The organism is Aminobacterium sp. UBA4834, from assembly GCF_002400205.1.
Taxonomy (GTDB): domain Bacteria; phylum Synergistota; class Synergistia; order Synergistales; family Aminobacteriaceae; genus Aminobacterium; species Aminobacterium mobile.
In genome coordinates this window covers 105518-126903 of record NZ_DHFC01000018.1, presented here as the reverse complement: position 1 = coordinate 126903, position 21386 = coordinate 105518, and the positions used below count along the sequence as shown (strand labels likewise).

The window sequence follows — 21386 nt, the reverse complement described above, 5'->3', positions numbered from 1 at the left end:
TCTATGAAATAAAAGGTAAAAATTTTTTGGCTATTGACTTCAGTTCAACGACCTTGTATAAGTGGTTACTACAAAAACCCTTCCATCGAACTAGTAAATCCAGTTTTGAACAGAGATATTAAAAAAATGAATGCAAAGATGTTATTTGCAATTACAAATATGTGCAATTCCTATTATCAAATCAAAGGAGATGAAAGAATGAACAGAGGTAGGAAACGTTTCTTTGTAGTGGCAGGGTTGTTGTTAGTTATGCTGTTTGTTGCTTCAGCAGGGTTTGCCGAGAGTAAGAAAGATACTCTTATTGTGGCGAATATTTATGATGCAAAGACTATGGATCCTCATGCAACCAACGATGTAGCTTCTTCTGGCGCGATGATGCAGATGTATGAGACGCTTATTGCTCTTGACGATGCGAATAATGTGGTTCCCCAGCTTGCAGAGAAATGGGAAAAGCTTGACGATGTCACATATCGCTTCTATCTTCTCAAAGGTGTCAGGTTTCATAATGGAGAAGAACTGAAAGCTAGCGACGTGAAATACTCCATTGAGCGGGCAATGTCCCCTAAAGGAGCTGCTATTCAGAACTATTCCAGTGAAGTAGAGTCAGTCTCTGTTGTTGATGATTACACTGTAGAAATTAAGACAAAACGTTCCTCCACTCCTTTCCTTGCCTCTTTAAGTCATACGTGGGGGAGCATAATGAATGCCAAAGTCGTAGAGGCTGCAGGAGATAACTACGGTATGCAGCCTATAGGAACGGGCCCTTTCAAGTTTGCCGAATGGGCGAGAGGTGATCGAATTGTTCTTGAGAGATTCGATGATTTTCACGGGAATAAACCTGCGTATAAGACCCTTGTCATCCGGGCTATTACTGAGCCCACAAGTCGTACCATTGAGCTTGAAAGCGGTGCAGTGGATATTGCCTATCAAATTACTACCAATGATATTAAACGGGTGGAAGAAAATCCGAACCTGAAACTTATGAGGGTTATGGATAACTCCACAACGTATCTTGGCTTTAACTGTTCTAAGAAGCCTTTCGATGATGTGCGGGTCCGCCAAGCTATAAATATGGCCCTTGACACAGTCGGTATTAACCAAGCTGTTTATCGTGGAGTAGGGCAGGCTCCTGCCGGACCTTTTGCTCCCAATGTGAAGTATTACGATAAGTCTCTTTCTATTCCCGAACCCAATATTGAGACGGCACAGAAGCTTCTTGAAGAGGCTGGATATAAAGATGGTTTTAAAGCTGAAATATGGACAAACGATAAAAAAGAGCGCGTGGACATGGCCACGATTATTCAAAGCCAGCTTCAGGAACTTGGCATTACTGTAGAAATTAAAGTTCTGGAGTGGGGCGCGTATCTTGATGGCCTTAAAGAAGCTAAACACGACATGTTTATTGTTGGTTGGACTGCATCTGTTCCAGATCCAGACTTTGCTGTGGCTGGTGTCTTCCATTCCTCTATGAAGGGGAAAATGAACTTCGCCTTTTTTGGCGATCCCGAAGTAGATGCCCTTATAGAGCAGGGAAAAACTCTTCCCGATGGCTCTGAAAGAGAGGCTCTTTATAAGGAGTTACAGCTCCAGTTGAATGAAAAACGCCCGTGGGTTTATCTGTTGAATGATGAACAGATCTGCGGACTTCAGAAAAATGTGAAAGGGTTCCGCCCCAGCCCTCGAGGATATCACGAACTGTATAACGTTTATTTTGAATAATAAATAATTATATTTATTGTTTGTGATGTGCTCCTTTCTATTTAGGTAAGTTTATGTAGATGATTGCAGGGGCAGATCTATTGTCCCTGCAATTGTTATGTTTCAGGAGGAAGAAAGAATGCTCAAGTATGTTGTTAAAAGAATTCTATCTCTTGTCCCCGTCCTGATCGGGGTTGCTTTTATTGTCTTTTCCCTCCTTTACTTCACTCCCGGGGATCCGGCTCGGATGGTTTTAGGGGATATGGCGACCGAAGAGGCCATAGAAGCATTTCGCGAAACAGAAGGGTTAAATGATCCTTTTATCGTACAGTTTGGTCGTTACCTGTACAAGGCGGTAACGAATGCTGATATAGGCCGTTCCTATATGACAAAGCGGCCTGTTACCAGCGAGATTATGACCGTTTTCCCAGCTACATTGAAGTTGGCGGCCTTTTCTATGTTCATAGCCATCATCCTTGGAATCCCTTTTGGGATTATCTCGGCAATAAAGCAATATTCGTGGTTCGACTCCATTACTATGATCTTCGCCATGGTAGGTATCTCCATGCCAGTTTTCTGGTTGGGAGTGCTTTTGATTCTATTTTTCTCGGTGCGCCTCAGTTGGCTTCCTTCTTCAGGTTTTGACACCTTTGGCGCCATGGTCCTTCCTTCCATAACTCTTGCAGCTCAGGGAGTGGCCATTATTACGCGAATGACTCGCTCCACTATGCTGGAAGTAATTCGTCAAGACTATATTCGAACTGTTCGAGCTAAAGGTCAGAAGGAATCTTTGGTTATTTGGCGTCATGCTTTGCCTAATGCCCTTATCCCTGTCATTACCATTGCAGGTATTCAGTTTGGGCAGCTTTTGGGAGGGGCTGTGTTGACAGAGTCTATTTTCTCCATCCCTGGCGTTGGCCGTTTGATGGTAGAAGCCATTAAAATGCGAGATTTCCCAGTTGTTCAAGGCGGTGTTCTTTATATTGCTGTGGCCTTTAGTTTAGTGAACCTCCTCGTGGACCTGATCTATGCATGGATCGATCCTCGTATCAAGGCACAGTACAGGTAATGAGGAGGAGATGGAGATGAACGTAACCAAGAAAAAGAAACGAGGAAATTTGAGCGAAATTTTCCGTCGCCTTAAGAAAAATCGTCTTGCTATGTTCGGATTAGCTATTGTGGTTGTTCTCCTTATAACTGCAATTTTTGCTGATGTGATCGCGCCTTATGGCTATGCGAAACAGCACCTGAGAGATGCCTTCCAAGCTCCGAACGGAAAATATGTTTTCGGCACAGATGAGTTTGGCCGAGACATTTTTAGTCGCATTGTATATGGTTCCAGAATCTCTCTTCAGGTAGGGTTCATTGCCGTAGGTATTGCCGTTGTAATAGGCGGGTTCTTGGGCGCTGTCTCCGGCTTTTACGGAGGGCGGGTTGATAACGCGATTATGAGATCTATGGATATTCTTCTTTCTATTCCACAAATTTTGCTGGCTATCGCTATTGCAGCTTCTCTTGGCCCCGGACTTTTTAATCTCATGATAGCCGTGGGCATATCGTCGATTCCAAGCTATGCACGTATAGTGAGAGGTTCCGTGCTCTCTATAAGGAACCAGGAATATGTAGAAGCAGCTAAAGCGATGGGTTCTGGCGATATTAGAATTATTATGAAGCACATATTGCCAAACTGCATGGCGCCTATCATCGTACAAGCCACATTAGGCGTCGCCTTTGCTATCCTAACAGCTGCAGGCCTGAGCTTTATCGGACTCGGCATTCAACCTCCCGTCCCGGAATGGGGTGCTATGCTTTCTGGCGGACGAGGCTATATTCGGGATTATCCCTATATGACGCTCTTCCCTGGCTTGGCCATCATGATTACCATATTGGCTTTGAATTTCCTAGGCGATGGGCTTCGGGATGCTCTCGACCCTAAACTGAAGCGTTAAGGATAAGAGAGGGAGTTTCATGACAGAAAAGAAAGAATACCTACTCAATATTCAAGACCTGACGGTGCACTATGAAACAGATAGTGGCGTTGTTTGTGCTGTTGAGCACTTAAATTTACATCTTGGACGTGGAGAGTCTTTGGGGTTTGTAGGAGAGACTGGAGCTGGCAAAACAACAACGGCTCTTTCCATAATGCAGCTGATCCCCAATCCTCCTGGACGGATTTTAAGCGGGAAGATTTTGTTTGAAGGCGAAGACCTTATCGCTAAAAACGAGGAAGAGAAACGTCATATTCGGGGTGGAAAGATTGCTATGATTTTTCAGGATCCCATGACATCTTTGAACCCTGTTATCCCAGTAGGAGAGCAAATAGCTGAAATGATAGAGCTTCACCAGAAGGTGACGAAAAACGAAGCTCTGGAAAAAGCGGTTAAAATGCTTGAGTTAGTGGGAATACGACCGGAACGAGCTCGAGATTATCCCCATCAATTTAGCGGAGGAATGAGGCAAAGGGTTGTTATCGCCATTGCTCTTGCATGTGATCCCACGCTCCTCATCGCTGACGAACCTACCACGGCGTTGGATGTTACGATTCAAGCTCAGGTGCTTGAGTTGATGAAAGACTTGAAGAAAGAATTTAATACCTCTTTAATCATAATTACGCACGATCTTGGTGTAGTGGCAGAAATTTGCGATAAGGTAGCTATTATGTATGCAGGAAGCGTAGTGGAATACGCTGATACACACTCTCTATACACGAATCCCCTACACCCTTATACAAACGGGCTTTTCAATTCCATACCGGATCTTGATGCCGATCAGGAAGAACTAAAGGTCATCCATGGTTTAATGCCAGATCCTACGAATTTGCCCTCAGGGTGTACGTTCCATCCCAGATGTCCTATGGCTCAGCCTGAATGTTCCCAAAAAAGGCCGGAGATGCTTGAGATAGAGCCGGGACATTTTGTGGCCTGCCCCGTTTGTTGTAACGGACTGAAGAAAGGGTAGGAGGAGAAACTATGGCTGAGACGCGAAAAAAACTTATAGAAGTAAATCATCTAAAAAAATATTTTCAGACTAAAAAAGGAATGCTTCACGCGGTAGATGATGTCTCTTTCTTCGTGTACGAGGGAGAAACGTTAGGGCTAGTGGGAGAGTCAGGTTGCGGTAAATCCACATTAGGCAGAGTAATGATTCGTCTTCTTGACGCTACTGACGGAGAGGTCATTTATCGTGGCGATAACATACTGAAGTACAATAAACGCCAAATGAAGGAGTTGCGAAAAAACGTTCAGATAGTCTTTCAGGATCCATACTCGTCACTCAACCCCCGTCTCTCTGTTGCAGAGCTTATAGCAGAGCCTCTCATCGTCAATGGAGTCTATCGTTCCAAAGCGGAGCGAGATAAGCGAGTTTTGGACCTTATGGATACGGTGGGTTTGGCCCAACGTTTGGTAGATGTCTATCCCCATGAGCTGGATGGGGGACGGCGGCAACGAATAGGTATTGCGAGGTCCTTGGCTCTCAACCCGGAGTTTATTGTATTGGATGAGCCTGTATCGGCACTCGATGTTTGTATTCAAGCCCAGATTCTGAACCTCCTCAATACGTTGAAAAAGGAACGGGGCTATACATACATATTTATTGCTCATAATCTAAGCGTGGTTAAACATGTTTCTGATCGCATAGCGGTAATGTATCTTGGCAAGATAGTGGAGCTTTCAGACTACAGAACTATTTTTGCTGACCCTCTTCATCCGTACACGCAGGCTCTTTTGTCTGCTATCCCCATTCCCAAAGTAGACCAGAAGCGAGATCGGATCATTCTAGAGGGAGATGTTCCCAGCCCTGTAGAACCTCCAGAGGGGTGCCGTTTTGCTGGTCGATGCCGTTACAGACAAGATATTTGTGAGCAGCGGACTCCCGAATTGCGAGAGATTGATAACGGGCATTTTGTTGCATGTCATTTCGCCAGAAATTTATTAGAGACAGGATGTTAAAAGGAGATGCTCTTTGAAATGTTTTGCATTGATATGGATTATGTAAATTCATTGATGCTTGAATTGCTCGCTATCCCATCTGTGGGAGGAGATTGTGAAGAAGCGCTGTCGAGGGTGGCAAAAGAGTTTCAGCGCTTCAATATCCCTACAGTAAGAACCAATAAAGGAGCTCTTATTGGAACGTTGCAGGGGGCTGACGATGAAAGGCATGTTTTGGTTTCAGCTCATGTGGATACTCTTGGTGCTGTGGTAAGAGAAATTAAGGGGAATGGCCGTTTGAAGCTTCTCCAGATCGGTGGTTTTGCTTGGGGGTCTGTAGAAGGGGAAAATCTTCTTGTACGAACTTCCGAAGGGAAAGAATATTCAGGCTCTCTTCTTCCATGTAAAGCCTCTATTCACGGATATTCAGATGAAGTCCGCGATATGAAGAGGGATGACGATACTATGGAGGTTCGCCTCGATGAATTAGTAACCAGTAAAGAGGATGTTTTGGCGTTGGGAATCAGGGTGGGAGATTTTGTTTTTTTCCAGCCACGGGCTGTTATCACTGAGTCCGGCTTTATTAAATCTCGTCATTTAGATGATAAGGCCTGTGTGGCCCTTATGTTTGGGGCCATTAAAGCTCTATATGATAATGGAGTAACGCCAGCTCATACTACACACTTCTACATTACTAACTATGAAGAGATAGGCCATGGTATTTCTGTCATTCCCGATAAGGTGGCGGAGTTTGCCGCCCTTGATATTGGTATTGTTACAGATACGTCGGCTTCTTCAGAAACATGTGTAACCATATTGGCACGTGATAGCCGTACTCCTTATGATCTGTCTTTCCGAAAACGTCTTGCAGCTTTGGCTGAAAAACATAATATTGACTATTGTGTAGATGTTCATTATCGCTATGGTAGTGATGCCAGTTTAGCCGCAGTTGCCGGGTTCAACGTAAATTTTGCCTGTTTCGGACCAGGCGTTGATGCCACTCATCACTACGAACGTACCCACGTGCGGGCCATTGAGGAGACTGCGAAACTTCTCATAGCTTATGTATGTGAGTAACCGATTTTCATAACGAAGCGCTTCTTAAAGGCCGCTCTGACGCAGAGTGGCCTTTTTCTTTTTGTTGCAGAGAGGAGTGCATGGGTATATAATTACAAAAACTATGAATGCAAAGATGGATTCAAAAATTTCTATATCGATTTCCTAAAGAGAAGTTGGTAATGAAAGGAGTTCTTCTTTATGTATTTAGCATCTTTGACATGGAAAAAGGCTGAAAAGAATTTTACTCCTAACACTGTAGCAATTGTTCCTCTCGGAAGTGTGGAGGAACATGGTCCCCTCGGTCCCCTCGGAACAGATTATCTTATCCCTGAAGAGTTTGCACGGCGCATAGAGGCTGATTATCCTCAAGATGTAGTAGTGTTTCCTGCTATGCCTTATGGGGCTTGTGACACGTTACTTTCTTTCCCTGGAACAGTAGACATTGGTATAGAGACGTTAACGGCTGTAATGCGGGGTATTGCTCGCAGCTTGCTTCATTGGGGACTGAAAAAAGTTATATTCATCAATGGACATGGTGGTAATAATCCTGCCCTTAATGCGGCAGCTTTAGATATTTATAAAGCGGGTGGATTGGCAGCGATTGTAGATTGGTGGATATTGGCTGGCCAAATGAACCCAAGGTGGGTTGGTGGGCATGGAGCAGGTCAGGAAACAGCAATGATGATGGCTCTCAGGCCAGGTTGGGTCAACAAAGAAGAAAATTTCGAGGAGCCGGTGAACCATCTAAGTGATAACTTAATAAATGTTCATCTTCACCAAATCCAATTCAAAAATGGTTTCGTACGGATAGTCCGAGATGTTCGGGACTCTGTTCCCACGGGAGGATTTGGCGGACCTGATGATCCGTCTATGGCTACTGAGGAGTGGGGACATGAAATGTTCGATGCAGTAACAGAGTATATGAAGGATTTTGTAGCTGAGTTTTTAAAGTTAAACCTCAAGTAGAGAAATATTATGCTTTCTTCCCTTGAGCGAGACGTTCTCGCAAATATTCATGAGGATTGTCTGGAAAGGGACGTTGCTGCTCTGTCGGCCCTTTATCGCCGGCAGAGCAGTTCAGGGTTAAAAGAGTCCCTTGATTGGATACGTTGTCATCTTGATAGTTACGGTATAAAGACACAAACACATCAATGGGTTGGAGAACTGACAACCCCTATATCAGCTTCTCTTCGCATAAAAAAAGAATTATCTTCTTTTCTCGTCCCCTGCAAAGTGTGGGGATTTTCCGGACGAAGCAGAAAAAAAGCTTCTGGCCCTCTTGTATGTGTAGACCCTAGAACTCTTCCTGCCCCTGAGGCAGTTCCTTATTTTGCCATTCGAAAAGAAGTGGAGCGCGATCTGGAAGGGAAGATAGTTCTGACTAAAAAATTCCATGGCACGGCTATTTTAGCCTTACAGGATCGCGGAGCTGCCGCAGTGATAGTAACATGGCCGGGAGGTGACGAAGAGGAGATCCATGAGAGTGGGACTGGGCTTATTTGGGGCAATCCAGAACCCTTAGAAGAGACTCTCGATATTCAGATTCCTCTTATAGCTGTGAATTATATGTGGGGCTGTAAACTCCTTGAGGTGGCTTCCGGCAATGGCAAAGCAGAAGGGGAAATAGAAGTGGAGATACAAACAGATTTTCAGCCCTTCCCGGTACTGGAAGCCCGTTTGCCTGGAGAGGAAGATAATAGCCCCTTTCTGCTTGTTGGGGCTCATATAGATGCCAAACACTGGGGAGCCACTGATAATGCTTCTGGTGCCGCACTTGCCCTTCATCTGGCTCGAATTGCATCTACGTTGCGGGAAAGGCGCTACGGTCTTCGCATATGCTGGTGGACTGGCCATGAATTTGGTCACTATGCAGGTTCATCAGCCTACTGTCTGAATTACTATGCTGATTTAGAGGAACGAGGCTTAGCCTACCTTAATATTGATATGCCCGGAGTGCGAGGGGCCTCTCATTGGCAACAGGTGGCCTGTAGCCCGGACCTTACCCCTACTGTAGAAAATATCCTTCATGACGTTGTAGGGAGATCGAGCGGTGTCATTTCTGACCCGGTGAGAGCCTGGGATCAATCGTTCCAAAATCTTGGCCTCTCTTCCCTTCTTGTCTGGGCTTCTTCACTTCCCGAGGGATCTCCTTATAGGTCAGGAAGTTTTTCTATGCCTCGATGGTGGCACACGGAATCTGATGTTTTGGACTGTTTGGATCGCCATGTTTATCTTACAGACGCACATATCTATACGCTGGCCCTTATACGCTCCGTTTGCAGAGAGGGGCTTCAATATGATGTTCATAACCTGTGGATGTTTTTTTTAAATAGGCTGGAAGCCCTTTGCTCTGCTTTGAAGGGGCGGATAAATTTAGAAGATATTTTAAGTCGGGCTCAATCGCTACATCAGCGGTCGGAAGCTTTTACAGGTACATGCCCATGGAGCAGGGATGTGGTGTGGAAAGTTCGTCGGTTAAATAGACTTCTTTTTGCGCAGAAAGCTCCATGGTCTCAGGACTGGTGTGCTCCTCAGGAGGCTATTCCTGGCCTATCTGCTGGAATAAGCATGTGCAGGGAAGGGAGAGGAGGTGTTGTTCTCGATCATTGGTTGATGTGCCAGCGCAATCGCATTTATTCGTTGCTGGGAGAAATTGAAGAAGGTATACGCTAATCGCCAGAACGCTGAAAAGTAAGGGGGAATAACATATGAGCATAAGCTGGTTAAAAAAATTTGGATTGGTAGCTATGTGTTTTGCCCTAGTGTTGGGGATGAGTTCCGGAGCTTTGGCTGCAAAGGATACCTTAGTAGTAGCCAATATGTATGATGCCAAGAGTTTAGATCCTCACGTAACCCCTGATGTGGGGTCGGCCCACATTATGGTGCAGATATATGAAACCTTGCTAAAGACTGATGATAAAGGCGAAATAGTTCCATCTCTTGCTGAAAGCTACGAGAAAATTGATGATTGTACATACCGTTTCCATCTGAGGGAAGGCGTAAAGTTCCATAATGGAGAAGAGCTGAAGGCTTCTGACGTTGCTTTTACATTCCATAGAGCCATTGAAATAGGCAAAACCATTGGCTTTATTGTAGGGAATATCGACCCAGCGTCTATAAAAGTTGAAGACGATTACACCATCGTTATGGGAACTAAAACTCCAGATACGAGCTTTTTGGCTTGTTTAACTCACTTTGGTGGTGGTTGTATTCTCAACGAAAAGGCAGTAAACGAGGCTGGCGATGATTACGGAACCCACCCAGTGGGAACTGGCCCCTACAAGTTTGTAGATTGGCAGAAAGGTGATCGAATCACCTTAACGCGCTTTGATGAATATTGGGGAACGAAGCCCGCTATTAAAGACGTAGTTGTGCGGGCTATTACAGAGCAGACAAATCGTACAATTGAGCTGGAGTCAGGTGGAGTAGATATAGCCTATGCTATTCCTCCTCTTGATATTCGTCGTATAGAGGAAAACTCTAAATTAAAGCTTATCAGAGTTCCAGATGTCTCTGTTCAGTATATGGGGTTCAACTGCTCAAAGAAACCCTTTAGCGATGTTCGTGTACGTCAGGCTATTACCATGGCCCTCGACCTCGAAAAGCTCAATAAGGCTGTATATCGTGGTATAGGCGGCCCGGCTTATGGACCGATCCCTCCCAGACTTCGTTATTTCAATACGAATTTGTCCATTCTCAAGTACGACCCGGAACGAGCTAAGGAACTTCTGGCTGAGGCTGGATATCCTGAAGGCTTCAAAGCCTCTATTTGGACAAACGACCGGAAAGAGCGTATCGACATTGCAACTATCGCACAGAGCATGTTGGCAAAAGTAGGAATTACCGTGGACATCCAGGTTATGGAGTGGGGCGCATATCTTGATAAGTTAAGCGAGAAACAGCATGATATGTACCTCATGGGATGGTCTACGCCTATCCCTGATCCGGATTACGCAGTATACGGCATTTTCCATAGCTCTCAGATTAAGGGAATGAACAAATCTGTGTATAGCAACCCTAAGGCTGATGAGTTGATGGATCGTGGACGTACTCTTCCAGATGGAGATGAGCGTCGCGCTATTTATGAAGAGCTTCAGACACTATTGGTACAAGAAGCCCCATGGGTTTTTGTCCATAACGGTGAAGAAGTTGTAGGAACCTCCAAAAATGTTAAGGGTTTTGTAGCAGACCCTGCTGGCTACCATAAGCTCTATACCGTTTCTTTTGAGGAGTAGTGGATACGGAAAGACGTTTTATATTGTGGGGGCGGGCGGCTTATGCCGCCTCCCCTAGCTGATTTTGCTTTTGGTTTAAAGGGAGGTAGTGACTCACTATGTGGAAATATGTCTTTCGTAGACTGCTCTATTTGATTCCCACAGTTATTGGAGTTACGTTCATTGTTTTTCTTCTTCTTTTTATAACCCCTGGTGATCCTGCTCGAATGATTTTGGGAGACCAGGCCACAGAAGAGGCGGTTGCAGACCTCAGGGAGGAAATGGGGCTTAACGATCCGTTTTTGGCGCAGTATGGACGTTACTTATATAATGCTGTCTTTCATTTCGACATTGGACGTTCCTACGTAACCCATGCTCCAGTTACACAGGAAATAAAGGCGGCTTTCCCTGCTACCTTGAAATTAGCTACATTGGCAGTTGTCTTGGCTGTTGTGCTGGGTATTCCAGTGGGAATATTTTCAGCGATCAAGCAATATTCTATCTTGGATAACTTGGCCATGGTTTTCGCCCTTGTTGGCATTTCCATGCCAGTGTTCTGGTTGGGACTTCTGCTTATACTGCTTTTTTCAGTTCATCTCGGGTGGTTGCCCGCTTCCGGCTTTGATAGCTTTAAATACATGATAATGCCTGCTGTCACCCTTTGTACTGCTTCTCTTGCCGTTATTTCAAGAATGACGCGGTCGAGCATGTTGGAAGTGGTGCGACAAGACTATATTCGTACAGCCCGTGCCAAAGGGCAAAAAGAAAGGGTCGTTGTTTGGCATCATGCCCTTGGCAATGCGCTTATTCCCATTGTAACCATTATTGGCATACAGTTCGGTTCTCTCCTGGGCGGAGCTGTTTTAACAGAATCTATCTTTTCAGTACCTGGGGTCGGTCGTCTTATGGTTGAGGCTATAAAAATGCGAGATTACCCCGTAGTTCAGGGTGGAGTTCTGTATATCGCCATTCTTTGCTCCTTGGTGAACCTTTTAGTCGACATTCTTTACGCCTATATCGATCCGCGTATTAAGAGCCAATATTCTTAGGAGGGAAAGATTTATGTCCGCCAAATCCAACGAAAATTTGCGGGGGGTTGTTCTCCGTTTTTCTAAAAATCGTTTTGCAGTGCTGGGGCTTATCTTGATAATCCTCTTCTGCTTGGTGGCTGTTTTTGCCTCCCATATCGCTCCATATTCTTACGAGGAACAAGATTTGCTCAATACATTGATGCCACCTTCTTCCGAACATTGGTTCGGGACCGACGAGTTTGGGCGAGATATCTTTAGCCGCATTATTTATGCTTCTCGTGTTTCCCTTAAAGTCGGGATTATTGCAGTAGGGATAGGAATGATTGTAGGTGGAATTTTAGGAGCTGTATCGGGATATTATGGTGGCTGGTTAGATAATCTTATTATGCGCGCCATGGATATTCTTCTCTCTATTCCATCTATTCTACTCGCTATAGCTATAGCAGCTTCACTTGGGCCTGGTGTTGTGAACATTATGATCGCCATAGGTATATCTAGTGTTCCACAGTATGCAAGAATTGTGAGGGGGTCAGTTCTTTCAATTCGGAGCCAACAATTTGTTATAGCCGCTCGTGCTGTGGGAGGAAGAGATTTTCACATTATATTTAAGCATATTCTACCCAACTGTATGGCGCCAATCATTGTTCAGGCTACGTTGGGAGTTGCTTGGGCCATCCTTAATACAGCAGGGTTAAGTTTCATTGGGCTCGGCATTCAACCACCGATTCCTGAGTGGGGAGCCATGCTTTCCAGCGGTCGAAACTATATTCGTGACTTTTCTTATATGACGCTTTTCCCTGGATTGGCCATTATGATCACTATTTTGGCTTTAAACTTCGTTGGGGACGGTCTTCGGGATGCTTTAGATCCGAAGATGAAGCGATAGGAGGACTTCTGAAATGTCTGATTCTAACAAGACTCTTCTCGACATTCGGGATCTCTCCGTTGACTACGAAACAGATAGCGGGACGGTGTATGCCGTACGAAACCTGAATCTTTCGCTGGGATATGGAGAATCTCTCGGTTTAGTGGGAGAAACTGGCGCTGGTAAAACAACTACAGCCTTAAGTATTATGCAACTTATCACTGATCCTGGGAAATACAAATCTGGAGAGATCTATTTTGAGGGCCGAGATATGATGACTCTGCCTGAAATGGAGAAGCGGATTATTCGCGGTGGAGAAATCTCTATGATTTTCCAAGACCCTATGACAAGCCTTAACCCAGTCATTACTGTAGTTCGACAGATAGCAGAAGTCATAAGTCTCCATGAGAATATAACTCCCGATGATGCCAGAAAAAAGGCAATAGAGATGCTTGAAGTGGTAGGTATTCGTCCAGATCGGGCAGATGACTACCCCCATCAATTTTCTGGGGGCATGTGTCAGCGAGTGGTTATAGCTATTGCTCTTGCCTGTAACCCTCAACTTCTTATTGCTGATGAGCCTACTACAGCCTTAGATGTCACTATTCAGGCTCAGGTTCTTGAGCTCATGAAAGAATTAAAAGAAAGGCTTAATACATCACTGATCATGATTACTCATGATTTGGGCATTGTTGCTGAAACGTGTGATCGTGTCGCTATTATGTATGCTGGAAATGTAGTGGAGACGGCTGGTACTGAAAGTCTTTTCACCCGTCCCATGCACCCCTACACGACCGGTCTTTTCGATTCTATTCCTGATCTAGATTCTAAAGAAAAAAGATTAAAGGTCATTCCTGGACTCATGCCAGATCCTACCTTGCTTCCAGTTGGTTGTTCTTTTGCCCCCCGCTGTACGTTTGCTTGTGAGTCGTGCGAACGGAATAAACCAACTATGGTGGAGGTTCACCCTGGACATTGGGTTGCGTGCCCAGTTGTTGTAGAAAAAGGAGGGGTAAGCCGATGAATTCCACGGAGCGCCTGCTTGAAGTTCGTGGTTTGAAGAAATTTTTTAAAACGAAGAAAGGCATTCTTCACGCTGTGGATAACGTCTCTTTTGATGTTCACCGTGGCGAAACCCTTGGGCTTGTTGGAGAGTCTGGATGTGGAAAATCTACTTTGGGCAGAGTGGTTATCCGTCTCCTTGATGCTACAGGAGGCCAGGTCTTTTACAACGGAGAAGATATTTTGAAATATAGGGGGCAGAAACTTTGGGATTTGAGACGAGTGGCCCAGATCGTTTTTCAGGACCCTTATTCGAGTTTAAACCCACGGATGTCTGTTTCCAGCCTCATCGCTGAGCCCCTGGAAGTTAATAATATATGCAAAGGGGCGGAAAAAGAGGCAAGAATTCGCAAGCTTATGGATACTGTGGGGTTGGCGCAACGGCTTTATAATGCATATCCTCACGAACTGGATGGGGGACGGCGACAGCGCATTGGCATAGCCCGGGCTCTGGCTCTTGAACCGGAGTTTATTGTCCTTGATGAGCCAGTCTCAGCTCTCGATGTTTGTATTCAGGCTCAGATATTGAACTTGCTCATTGACTTGCAAGAAGACATGGGATATACGTATATTTTTATCTCCCATGACCTGAGCGTGGTAAAACATATATCTGATCGCATTGCTGTTATGTATTTGGGATGTATTGTGGAGATGGCAGGGTATCAAGAGATATTTGATGCTACCATGCACCCCTATACAAAGGCTTTGCTGTCGGCTATCCCCATACCGAAGTTTGGAGTGAAACGAGAACGTATTCTTCTGGAAGGGGATGTCCCAAGCCCTATTAATCCACCTGAAGGATGTCGTTTCGCAGGGCGTTGTCACTATAAAAAAGATCTATGTATGCGCAAGACGCCAGAACTTCGAGAGATGGCTTCCGGCCATTTTGTGGCATGTCATTTTGCCGAGGAACTTTTTGAGGGGAGAAAGAATTAATGAAGCCAGTAGTAGAGAGGTTTCTTCGTTATGTAGCAGTAGCTACAGATGCTGATCCTCAGTCAGCGAAAGTTCCGAGCTCTTCTGGTCAGCTTTTCTTGGCCAAAATGCTGGCAGAAGAGATGAAATCCATGGGACTTTCAGATGTGGAAGTAAGCGATCATGGGTATGTAATGGGATCCTTACCAGCAGCCGCAGAGAAATATCCAGTAATAGGGCTTATAGCCCATCTTGATACGTCGGATGCTGTGTCTGGGAAAAATGTGCGGCCCCGTATTGTTGAAAACTATGACGGTAAGGATATTTTCTTGAATATCCAGGAGAAAATTTTTCTTTCTACAAAGGATTTTCCTGAAATATTAGACCATGTAGGGGAAGACATTATCGTCACAGATGGAACAACCCTCCTTGGTGCTGACGATAAGGCTGGTATTGCTTCTATACTTACAGCGCTGGAGTACCTCATAGATCATCCGGATATTCCTCATGGTACGGTTCGGGTAGCTTTTACTCCAGATGAAGAGGTGGGGCATGGAGCAGCGTTGCTTGATCTAGAGCGTTTTGGAGCAGATTTTGCCTATACTATTGACGCTGGTCCTATTGGAGAACTTTGTTACGAGAACTTTAATGCGGCAAGCGCTACGATTGAGATAAAGGGAAGAAGCGTTCATCCTGGCCGAGCGAAGGGGAAAATGATTAATGCTATTTTGATAGCTCAGGACTTTTTGGCCGCATTGCCTCCCAAAGAAATCCCAGCCTGTACAGAAGGGTATGAGGGATTTTTTCACGTATGTTCCAATGTGGGAACCGTTGAGAATGCCACGATAGAGTTGATCGTCCGAGATCACGATTCAGAGCATTTTGAAGGGCGCAAGGCCTTGTTGCAAAAAATAGTGGCAGAGCTTAACTCCCGATGGGGAGAAGGGGCTGTTTCTCTGACGATGCGTGACGAGTATCGCAACATGGCTGAAGTGTTGCAGCATTCTATGCATATAGTTGAAAGAGCCTATAAAGCAATGGAATTGGCTGGAGTTACACCGCGTGTCAAGCCTGTTCGGGGTGGTACAGATGGAGCGCGCCTTTCTTTTCGTGGACTGCCGACGCCTAATGTTTTTGCCGGTGGACATAATTGCCATGGCCGATTCGAGTTCTTGCCAGTTCAATCTTTGGAAAAGTCCATGGAGGTTGTAGTTGGTATTTTAACTGGGACAACGGTTTAAGAACAACATCTGAAGGAGGGTCTAGATGGAAGCTTTTTTACCTGCAGAAGAACAAGCTTTCCAATATGTGATTGGCTTAATAGTTGCCCATGAATTACAACCAGGAGATCGTATGTACGAGCCTGAGCTTGTTCAAAAAATGGGTATGAGCAGAACGCCCATCCGTACGGCTCTCAGTCGTTTGGTAGCAGACGGAGTGTTGGAGAAAGTCCATGGTCAGAGAGGCTACCAGGTTCCTAAACTTTCTTTAGAGGATATGGAGAAAGTTTTTACGGCCAGGCAGGCTTTAGAGGGAATGATAGCTCGAGAAGCGGCCATTCACCGTACAGAACTTGAAGTGGAGGAGCTGTGGAAAGTCAACGAACGCGAGATGGATATTGTTTTAAGCAGGAAGGAAGCTACGCAGCTTAACGAACTTTTTCATCGAAAGCTAGTGCGAATGGCTCGAAATGAATATCTTGAGCGGTCTTTTGAGGCTCTCTATTTACGTTCATCTCTTTATATCTTTTACTTTGGAAGGTTTTTCCTAGACGGGCAAAGCCGGGAGTTATCTTCGCATAGGGAAGGGAACAATTATACATATGAAGAGCACCGGGCTATTATTCAGGCAGTGAGTGACCAAAATGGTGAATTAGCTCGTCAGCTTATGGAACAGCACGTCTATAATACGTGGCGCATCCGAGTGATCAATTCCCCTTTCTTTGATGGATAATTTGTTTTATCATAAGTAGCCAAGATAAAAAAGAGAACGGAGCATAGAGGTACCAAAGAGTTGATGCTCCGTTCTCTTTTTAAGTAAGAAGGAGGAACGAGAGTAATGTCTTCAGTGGTAGAGCGCTTCCTGAAATATGTTTCTTTTGATACTCGTGCAGTAGAAGATTCTTCGAGTGTTCCCAGTTCGAGTGGACAGATGGAGTTGGCCCGAGAGGTGGCGAAGGAGATGGAGGCACTTGGCATGGTGGATATTTCAGTAGATGACCATGCCTATGTTATGGGGACTTTCCCTGGCAACGTGAAAAAAGAAGGAGTTCCTGCAGTCGGTTTTATCGCTCATCTCGATACCTCCTATGAAGTAACCGGCACGAACGCAAAACCCAGAATTGTTTCCTACGAAGGCGGAGATATTGTGTTGAACGAAGAACAAAATATTCTCCTTTCTCCTCAAGATTTTCCTGAGCTGGAACATTATAAGGGGCACGATTTAATTGTTACCGATGGTACCACTCTTCTTGGTGTGGATGATAAGGGTGGTATGGCTCAAATTATGGCTGCTGTGGAATATTTAAAAGATCACCCTCACATTCAGCATGGTCCTGTAAAGGTTTGTTTTACTCCTGACGAAGAGATTGGTCATCAGGCGAAACTTTTAGACCTGAAGAAATTTGGGGCGAATTTTGCTTACACAGTAGATGGAGGGCCTTTGGGAGAGTTGAATTTTGAGACCTTTAATGCAGCGAAAGCGGTCATTACCATATATGGAAGAAGCGTTCATCCTGGCACGGCGAAGGACAAAATGATCAATGCCGCCCTTATAGGTACGGAATTCGCAGGGATGTTCCCTTTTGACGAGACTCCAGCAAAAACAGAAAAATACGAAGGGTTTTATCACTTGGTCTCTTTTCAGGGGAATGTGGAAAAAACGGTATTGCAGTATATTATCCGAGATCATGATTGGCAGAGGTTTCAGGACCGTAAGCAGAGAGTTGCTGACGTGGCTCAAAGTTTCCAAGAGAAGTACGGTACTCACGTACTGGAGTGTAAGATTGAAGATCAGTACTTTAATATGGCCGAGAAAATCAAGGATGCCATGCATATAGTGGAGACAGCAAAACAAGCGATGAAAGACGCAGGGATTGAACCCCGTATAGTGCCTGTCCGTGGTGGTACAGATGGATCCAGTCTCTCTTTCAGAGGGCTTTTGACGCCCAATCTCTTCACAGGGGGACATAACTATCATGGTCGTTTTGAATATGTGCCCATTTTTGCTTTAGAGAAAGGCGTAGAGGTTATTGTCAACATTATCAAACTCTACGGAACTCGTTCGGCCTAGCGATACATACAGTGATTGGGTATGTAAAAAGCACAGAATACAAACGGAGCGGATTTTTATAATAGGTCCGCTCCGCTTTTTATCGTTTATTGAGAGGATTTTTCTACAAAGTGTTGAAACAGAGGAAGCATAAGATCCGATAGAGAGAGCATCATTTCCGGATGCCACTGTACCCCCATTACGAAAGGATCTCCATCTTTTTCCACAGCTTCTATTACTCCGTCGGCAGCTTGTGCTGTTACCTTGAGACCCTTCCCACAATTTTTGATACTCTGATGGTGATAGCTGTTCACAGCTATTTCATGTGGAAATAGAGATGCGAGAATAGAGCCTGTTGCTATCTTTATAGAGTGGGTGGCTTCACCTCGTGGAGCATCTTGTGAATGTTTTACAAAAAAATTGTCTTTACAGCTAATATCTTGGTAGAGAGATCCTTCCAACGCAACATTAAGAAGCTGCGCTCCTTTACAGATCCCCAGGTAGGGTTTTCGTGCCTCTAGAGCAGCTTGGATTATGGCAAGTTGAGAACGATCGACAGACGCAGACACAAATCCTAATTTTCTCTCGGGCTCTTCTCCGTACAGGAGGGGATTTATGTCGTAACCTCCAGAAACAAGAACGCCATCCACTCTCTCTATCAGGAAAGGAGCCAAACTCAAGTTTCCTACTACAGGTAAAATGACAGGTACCCCCCCTGCTTTTTCTATGGCTTTTGTATAGTCTCTGTTGACATAATTTCGTTCGAGACCTGGCATATCTTCGCTTTTTTCAAAAAGAATATTGCCAATAATGCCGATAACAGGTTTTTTCACAAACGACCATCTCCTTTTCTAGCCCTGTTTATAACAGACATAAAATTTTTCGGAAGGAGGATATCTCCAGGAAATTTTAAATGTTACTCTATGTCGAGTCCTATTGTTTTTTGCTTAAGGTTCTCAAAACGGTGTAAAGAAGATCAACACCCATGGGAAGAACGGTTTCATCGAAATCAAAGCATTCGTTATGATGACCGGCCTTGAGGGTGGATCCAAGAATTATGTATGTTGCTTTCCCACCACGTTCCTGTACCCGTTTCATCATCCATGTGGCATCGTCACTCCCGCCTGGGGCTGCATCTCTCTCTATCTCTGCAAAGGTTCCCATAGAGCGGGCCGCGTCGACAATAATATCCACAATTTCACCATCACTTTGTGTTGTAGTGGCGGAGCCAGTTTCTTGAAGGGTCTTTTCTGTTCCGTACATAATTGCAGCCCCTTCTATAATATCTTTTGCCCGAGAGTAAACATAAGCTGCAATTTCCTCCGTTTCTCCACGAGTTTCCACTTTCATAAGAGCTTTGGGCGGAATAACGTTGCGACCTTCACCTGCCTGTAGGACCCCTACGTTGATTCGTGTCATTCCTCGGGAATGGGGAGCTATGGCATGAAGATTCAGTGCGGCGCTGCATGCCGCCAGGAGAGCGTTTTTCCCGTCTTGCGGAGCGGCTCCGGCGTGGGATGCTTTCCCTATAAAATTCACGTCAAACTTAGTAGTGCATAAGAATCCATGTGTGCCGGCAGTCAGCTTTCCTGTAGGATTTGACATGCCCAAATGAAGGGCAATGAAGTAACTACAATCATCAAGAATGCCTCTATCTGCCATTGCTTTTGCGCCACGTACTCCTTCCTCGGCAGGTTGGAAAATAAGTTTGATTGTCCCTTTGAGGGTACTCTCTTCTCTTTTTAGTATTTCAGCAAGCACGAGGCCCATGGCCGTATGACCATCATGACCACAGGCATGCATAGCGCCTGGATTAACAGAGGCAAAACCTTCCTGTACAGGAATATGAGATGAATTTGTCGTTTCTGAAACATCTACAGCATCCATGTCAAAACGCAGAGCTACTACTGGGCCGGGACGCCCTGTTTCCAATATTGCTACAACGCCAGGATATCCTTCCATCTTATTTATCCACTCTCGAAGGCCTCCCTGGTCAAGAGCCCTCTTTGCATGGCGATCTATTATGTCTTTTGAAGGACGTCCCATGATAGAAGGGATGTAAAAAATTTGACGGCCCAATAGGAGTTTTGTGTAGCCTAATCGAAAAAGGCGTTCTGCTACCAATGAAGCAGTGCGAAATTCTGTCCACGCCGTTTCCGGGTATTTATGAAAATCTCTTCTATAAAAAATAAGTTTTTCTGTCAACGCTTTGTCCATTATCTTTTCTCCATTTCCATCAGTTTTAAGGTGGATAAAACCAAATATTTTACCCCATAGGGGAGAGCGGATTCATCAGGGATAAAACGATTATTATGAAGCATAGGATACTTTTCACATGCTTCTTCCCGAGGGCAACAACCGATCCATGCAAAAACTGCAGGTACTTTTTCGCTGAAAAAAGCGAAATCTTCTCCGCCAAGGTCGGGCATTTTAATGTCGATGAGTCCCCTTTTTCCAACAATTTCTCGAATAACTTCTTTGGCTTTGTTCACTAATTCGACGTTATTCATGAGAGAAGGGTAGCCAAATTTATAATCTACAATTGCTTCTGCGCCAAGGGCCTCTGCCGTCCCCTTTGCCGCACGAGTAATCCATTCAGGCATTTTCCCTCGTGTGCCGGGATCGAAAGTTCTCACCGTTCCATCGAGAAAAACTTCCTCAGGGATAATATTGTAACGGCTTCCACCCTGTATAGTTCCTATAGTAATAACAGCTTGATCGAGAGGGCTCACATTCCTGGAAATTATTGATTGAAGGGCATTGATCACTTGTGCTGAAGCGACAATGGCATCAATGCCTCTTTGAGGAGTGGAGGCGTGAGCCGATCTCCCCTTTATAGTTATATGAAGACGATCTGAAGCGGCAGACATAGCCCCTTCTCGCACTCCAATTGTTCCTGTCTTTAACGTAGGCCATACGTGAATTCCAATCATATAATCTATTGCTGGGTTTTCCAATACCCCGTCTCGAATCATGCCCGGAGCACCGCCTGTAGGGCTGTTTTCCTCTGCCGGTTGGAATATAAATTTAATAACTCCTTTTATGGATCCTTTCAGTTCCGAAAGAATATGAGCGGCTCCTAAAAGCATAGCAGTGTGAGAGTCATGACCGCAGGCATGCATAATTCCGGGATTTTTCGAAGCGAAAGGAACTCCGGTCTTTTCTTCTATGGAGAGAGCGTCCATATCAGCTCGAAGACCGATGGTGGGGCCATTTTGAGAGCCTCGTAACAAACCTACAACTCCTGTGGTTCCTACTCCTGTCAGTACTTCAAGTCCAAGAGAGCGCAATACAGTAGCTACTTTTTCTGCTGTTCGAATTTCCTGGTCGCTGAGTTCGGGAT

19 protein-coding genes are annotated in these 21386 nt (G+C 45.0%); 16 read left to right on the top strand and 3 right to left on the bottom strand.

What is annotated here, in order from left to right:
* Positions 1-198: 198 nt before the first annotated feature.
* From B3L97_RS07120 to pepT (B3L97_RS07045), 16 genes are all read left to right on the top strand, one after another.
* Entirely contained in the window at positions 199-1719 is a 1521-nt protein-coding gene (locus tag B3L97_RS07120; RefSeq protein WP_286934671.1) for an ABC transporter substrate-binding protein, read from the top strand.
* A gap of 118 nt (positions 1720-1837) precedes the next feature.
* Entirely contained in the window at positions 1838-2767 is a 930-nt protein-coding gene (nikB, locus tag B3L97_RS07115) for a nickel ABC transporter permease (RefSeq protein ID WP_024822051.1), read from the top strand.
* 10 nt (positions 2768-2777) lie between these two features.
* Positions 2778-3647, top strand: a complete 870-nt coding sequence (locus tag B3L97_RS07110) for an ABC transporter permease (protein WP_024822052.1) — start codon at positions 2778-2780, stop codon at positions 3645-3647.
* Between the two features lie 19 nt (positions 3648-3666).
* The gene (locus B3L97_RS07105; RefSeq protein WP_286934670.1) at positions 3667-4656 is read left to right on the top strand and encodes an ABC transporter ATP-binding protein; all 990 of its coding nucleotides are present in this window, start codon (positions 3667-3669) and stop codon (positions 4654-4656) included.
* 11 nt (positions 4657-4667) lie between these two features.
* A complete protein-coding gene (locus tag B3L97_RS07100; RefSeq protein WP_024822054.1) occupies positions 4668-5648 on the top strand; it encodes an ABC transporter ATP-binding protein in 981 nt (326 codons plus the stop codon).
* A gap of 18 nt (positions 5649-5666) precedes the next feature.
* A complete protein-coding gene (locus B3L97_RS07095; protein ID WP_051461134.1) occupies positions 5667-6704 on the top strand; it encodes a M42 family metallopeptidase in 1038 nt (345 codons plus the stop codon).
* Positions 6705-6884: 180 nt separating this feature from the next.
* Positions 6885-7652: a creatininase family protein gene (locus B3L97_RS07090; protein ID WP_286934669.1), complete on the top strand. Its 768-nt coding sequence runs from the start codon at positions 6885-6887 to the stop codon at positions 7650-7652.
* A gap of 9 nt (positions 7653-7661) precedes the next feature.
* Positions 7662-9359, top strand: a complete 1698-nt coding sequence (locus B3L97_RS07085; protein ID WP_024822057.1) for a M28 family metallopeptidase — start codon at positions 7662-7664, stop codon at positions 9357-9359.
* Between the two features lie 35 nt (positions 9360-9394).
* On the top strand, positions 9395-10921 hold the full coding sequence (locus tag B3L97_RS07080; protein WP_286934668.1) for an ABC transporter substrate-binding protein: 1527 nt from the start codon (positions 9395-9397) through the stop codon (positions 10919-10921).
* A 98-nt stretch (positions 10922-11019) separates the two neighbouring features.
* On the top strand, positions 11020-11949 hold the full coding sequence (nikB, locus tag B3L97_RS07075; RefSeq protein WP_024822059.1) for a nickel ABC transporter permease: 930 nt from the start codon (positions 11020-11022) through the stop codon (positions 11947-11949).
* A gap of 13 nt (positions 11950-11962) precedes the next feature.
* Positions 11963-12817 (top strand): ABC transporter permease, encoded by an 855-nt coding sequence (locus B3L97_RS07070; protein WP_286934667.1) that lies wholly within the window; start codon positions 11963-11965, stop codon positions 12815-12817.
* Between the two features lie 13 nt (positions 12818-12830).
* Positions 12831-13820 (top strand): ABC transporter ATP-binding protein, encoded by a 990-nt coding sequence (locus tag B3L97_RS07065; RefSeq protein WP_286934666.1) that lies wholly within the window; start codon positions 12831-12833, stop codon positions 13818-13820.
* Entirely contained in the window at positions 13817-14794 is a 978-nt protein-coding gene (locus tag B3L97_RS07060) for an ABC transporter ATP-binding protein (RefSeq protein WP_024822062.1), read from the top strand. Before B3L97_RS07065 ends, B3L97_RS07060 begins: the two co-directional genes overlap by 4 nt.
* A complete protein-coding gene (gene pepT / locus B3L97_RS07055; RefSeq protein ID WP_286934665.1) occupies positions 14794-16014 on the top strand; it encodes a peptidase T in 1221 nt (406 codons plus the stop codon). The genes B3L97_RS07060 and pepT (B3L97_RS07055) overlap by 1 nt, the downstream gene beginning before the upstream one ends.
* Before the next feature lie 25 nt (positions 16015-16039).
* Positions 16040-16726 carry a GntR family transcriptional regulator gene (locus B3L97_RS07050; RefSeq protein WP_286934664.1) on the top strand — a complete coding sequence of 229 codons (687 nt, stop codon included), beginning with the start codon at positions 16040-16042 and terminating at the stop codon, positions 16724-16726.
* Between the two features lie 105 nt (positions 16727-16831).
* Positions 16832-18064 (top strand): peptidase T, encoded by a 1233-nt coding sequence (gene pepT, locus B3L97_RS07045; protein WP_286934663.1) that lies wholly within the window; start codon positions 16832-16834, stop codon positions 18062-18064.
* A gap of 86 nt (positions 18065-18150) precedes the next feature.
* Here pepT (B3L97_RS07045) and B3L97_RS07040 read toward each other — a convergent pair whose 3' ends face one another.
* From B3L97_RS07040 to B3L97_RS07030, 3 genes are all read right to left on the bottom strand, one after another.
* Entirely contained in the window at positions 18151-18876 is a 726-nt protein-coding gene (locus B3L97_RS07040) for a gamma-glutamyl-gamma-aminobutyrate hydrolase family protein (protein WP_286934662.1), read from the bottom strand.
* Between the two features lie 100 nt (positions 18877-18976).
* Positions 18977-20260, bottom strand: a complete 1284-nt coding sequence (locus B3L97_RS07035) for an amidohydrolase (protein WP_286847676.1) — start codon at positions 20258-20260, stop codon at positions 18977-18979.
* Positions 20260-21386: M20 metallopeptidase family protein (locus B3L97_RS07030; RefSeq protein ID WP_286934661.1), on the bottom strand; the 1127-nt coding region annotated here is incomplete at its 5' end. The genes B3L97_RS07035 and B3L97_RS07030, both read right to left, overlap by 1 nt.

Excerpts from the sequence above, each read along its gene's own strand:
- B3L97_RS07120 (WP_286934671.1), top strand. The coding sequence starts at position 199 with ATGAACAGAGGTAGGAAACGTTTCTTTGTAGTGGCAGGGTTGTTGTTA.
- nikB (WP_024822051.1), top strand. The coding sequence starts at position 1,838 with ATGCTCAAGTATGTTGTTAAAAGAATTCTATCTCTTGTCCCCGTCCTG.
- B3L97_RS07110 (WP_024822052.1), top strand. The coding sequence starts at position 2,778 with ATGGAGATGAACGTAACCAAGAAAAAGAAACGAGGAAATTTGAGCGAA.
- B3L97_RS07105 (WP_286934670.1), top strand. The coding sequence starts at position 3,667 with ATGACAGAAAAGAAAGAATACCTACTCAATATTCAAGACCTGACGGTG.
- B3L97_RS07100 (WP_024822054.1), top strand. The coding sequence starts at position 4,668 with ATGGCTGAGACGCGAAAAAAACTTATAGAAGTAAATCATCTAAAAAAA.
- B3L97_RS07095 (WP_051461134.1), top strand. The coding sequence starts at position 5,667 with ATGTTTTGCATTGATATGGATTATGTAAATTCATTGATGCTTGAATTG.
- B3L97_RS07090 (WP_286934669.1), top strand. The coding sequence starts at position 6,885 with ATGTATTTAGCATCTTTGACATGGAAAAAGGCTGAAAAGAATTTTACT.
- B3L97_RS07085 (WP_024822057.1), top strand. The coding sequence starts at position 7,662 with ATGCTTTCTTCCCTTGAGCGAGACGTTCTCGCAAATATTCATGAGGAT.
- B3L97_RS07080 (WP_286934668.1), top strand. The coding sequence starts at position 9,395 with ATGAGCATAAGCTGGTTAAAAAAATTTGGATTGGTAGCTATGTGTTTT.
- nikB (WP_024822059.1), top strand. The coding sequence starts at position 11,020 with ATGTGGAAATATGTCTTTCGTAGACTGCTCTATTTGATTCCCACAGTT.
- B3L97_RS07070 (WP_286934667.1), top strand. The coding sequence starts at position 11,963 with ATGTCCGCCAAATCCAACGAAAATTTGCGGGGGGTTGTTCTCCGTTTT.
- B3L97_RS07065 (WP_286934666.1), top strand. The coding sequence starts at position 12,831 with ATGTCTGATTCTAACAAGACTCTTCTCGACATTCGGGATCTCTCCGTT.
- B3L97_RS07060 (WP_024822062.1), top strand. The coding sequence starts at position 13,817 with ATGAATTCCACGGAGCGCCTGCTTGAAGTTCGTGGTTTGAAGAAATTT.
- pepT (WP_286934665.1), top strand. The coding sequence starts at position 14,794 with ATGAAGCCAGTAGTAGAGAGGTTTCTTCGTTATGTAGCAGTAGCTACA.
- B3L97_RS07050 (WP_286934664.1), top strand. The coding sequence starts at position 16,040 with ATGGAAGCTTTTTTACCTGCAGAAGAACAAGCTTTCCAATATGTGATT.
- pepT (WP_286934663.1), top strand. The coding sequence starts at position 16,832 with ATGTCTTCAGTGGTAGAGCGCTTCCTGAAATATGTTTCTTTTGATACT.
- B3L97_RS07035 (WP_286847676.1), bottom strand. The coding sequence starts at position 20,260 with ATGGACAAAGCGTTGACAGAAAAACTTATTTTTTATAGAAGAGATTTT.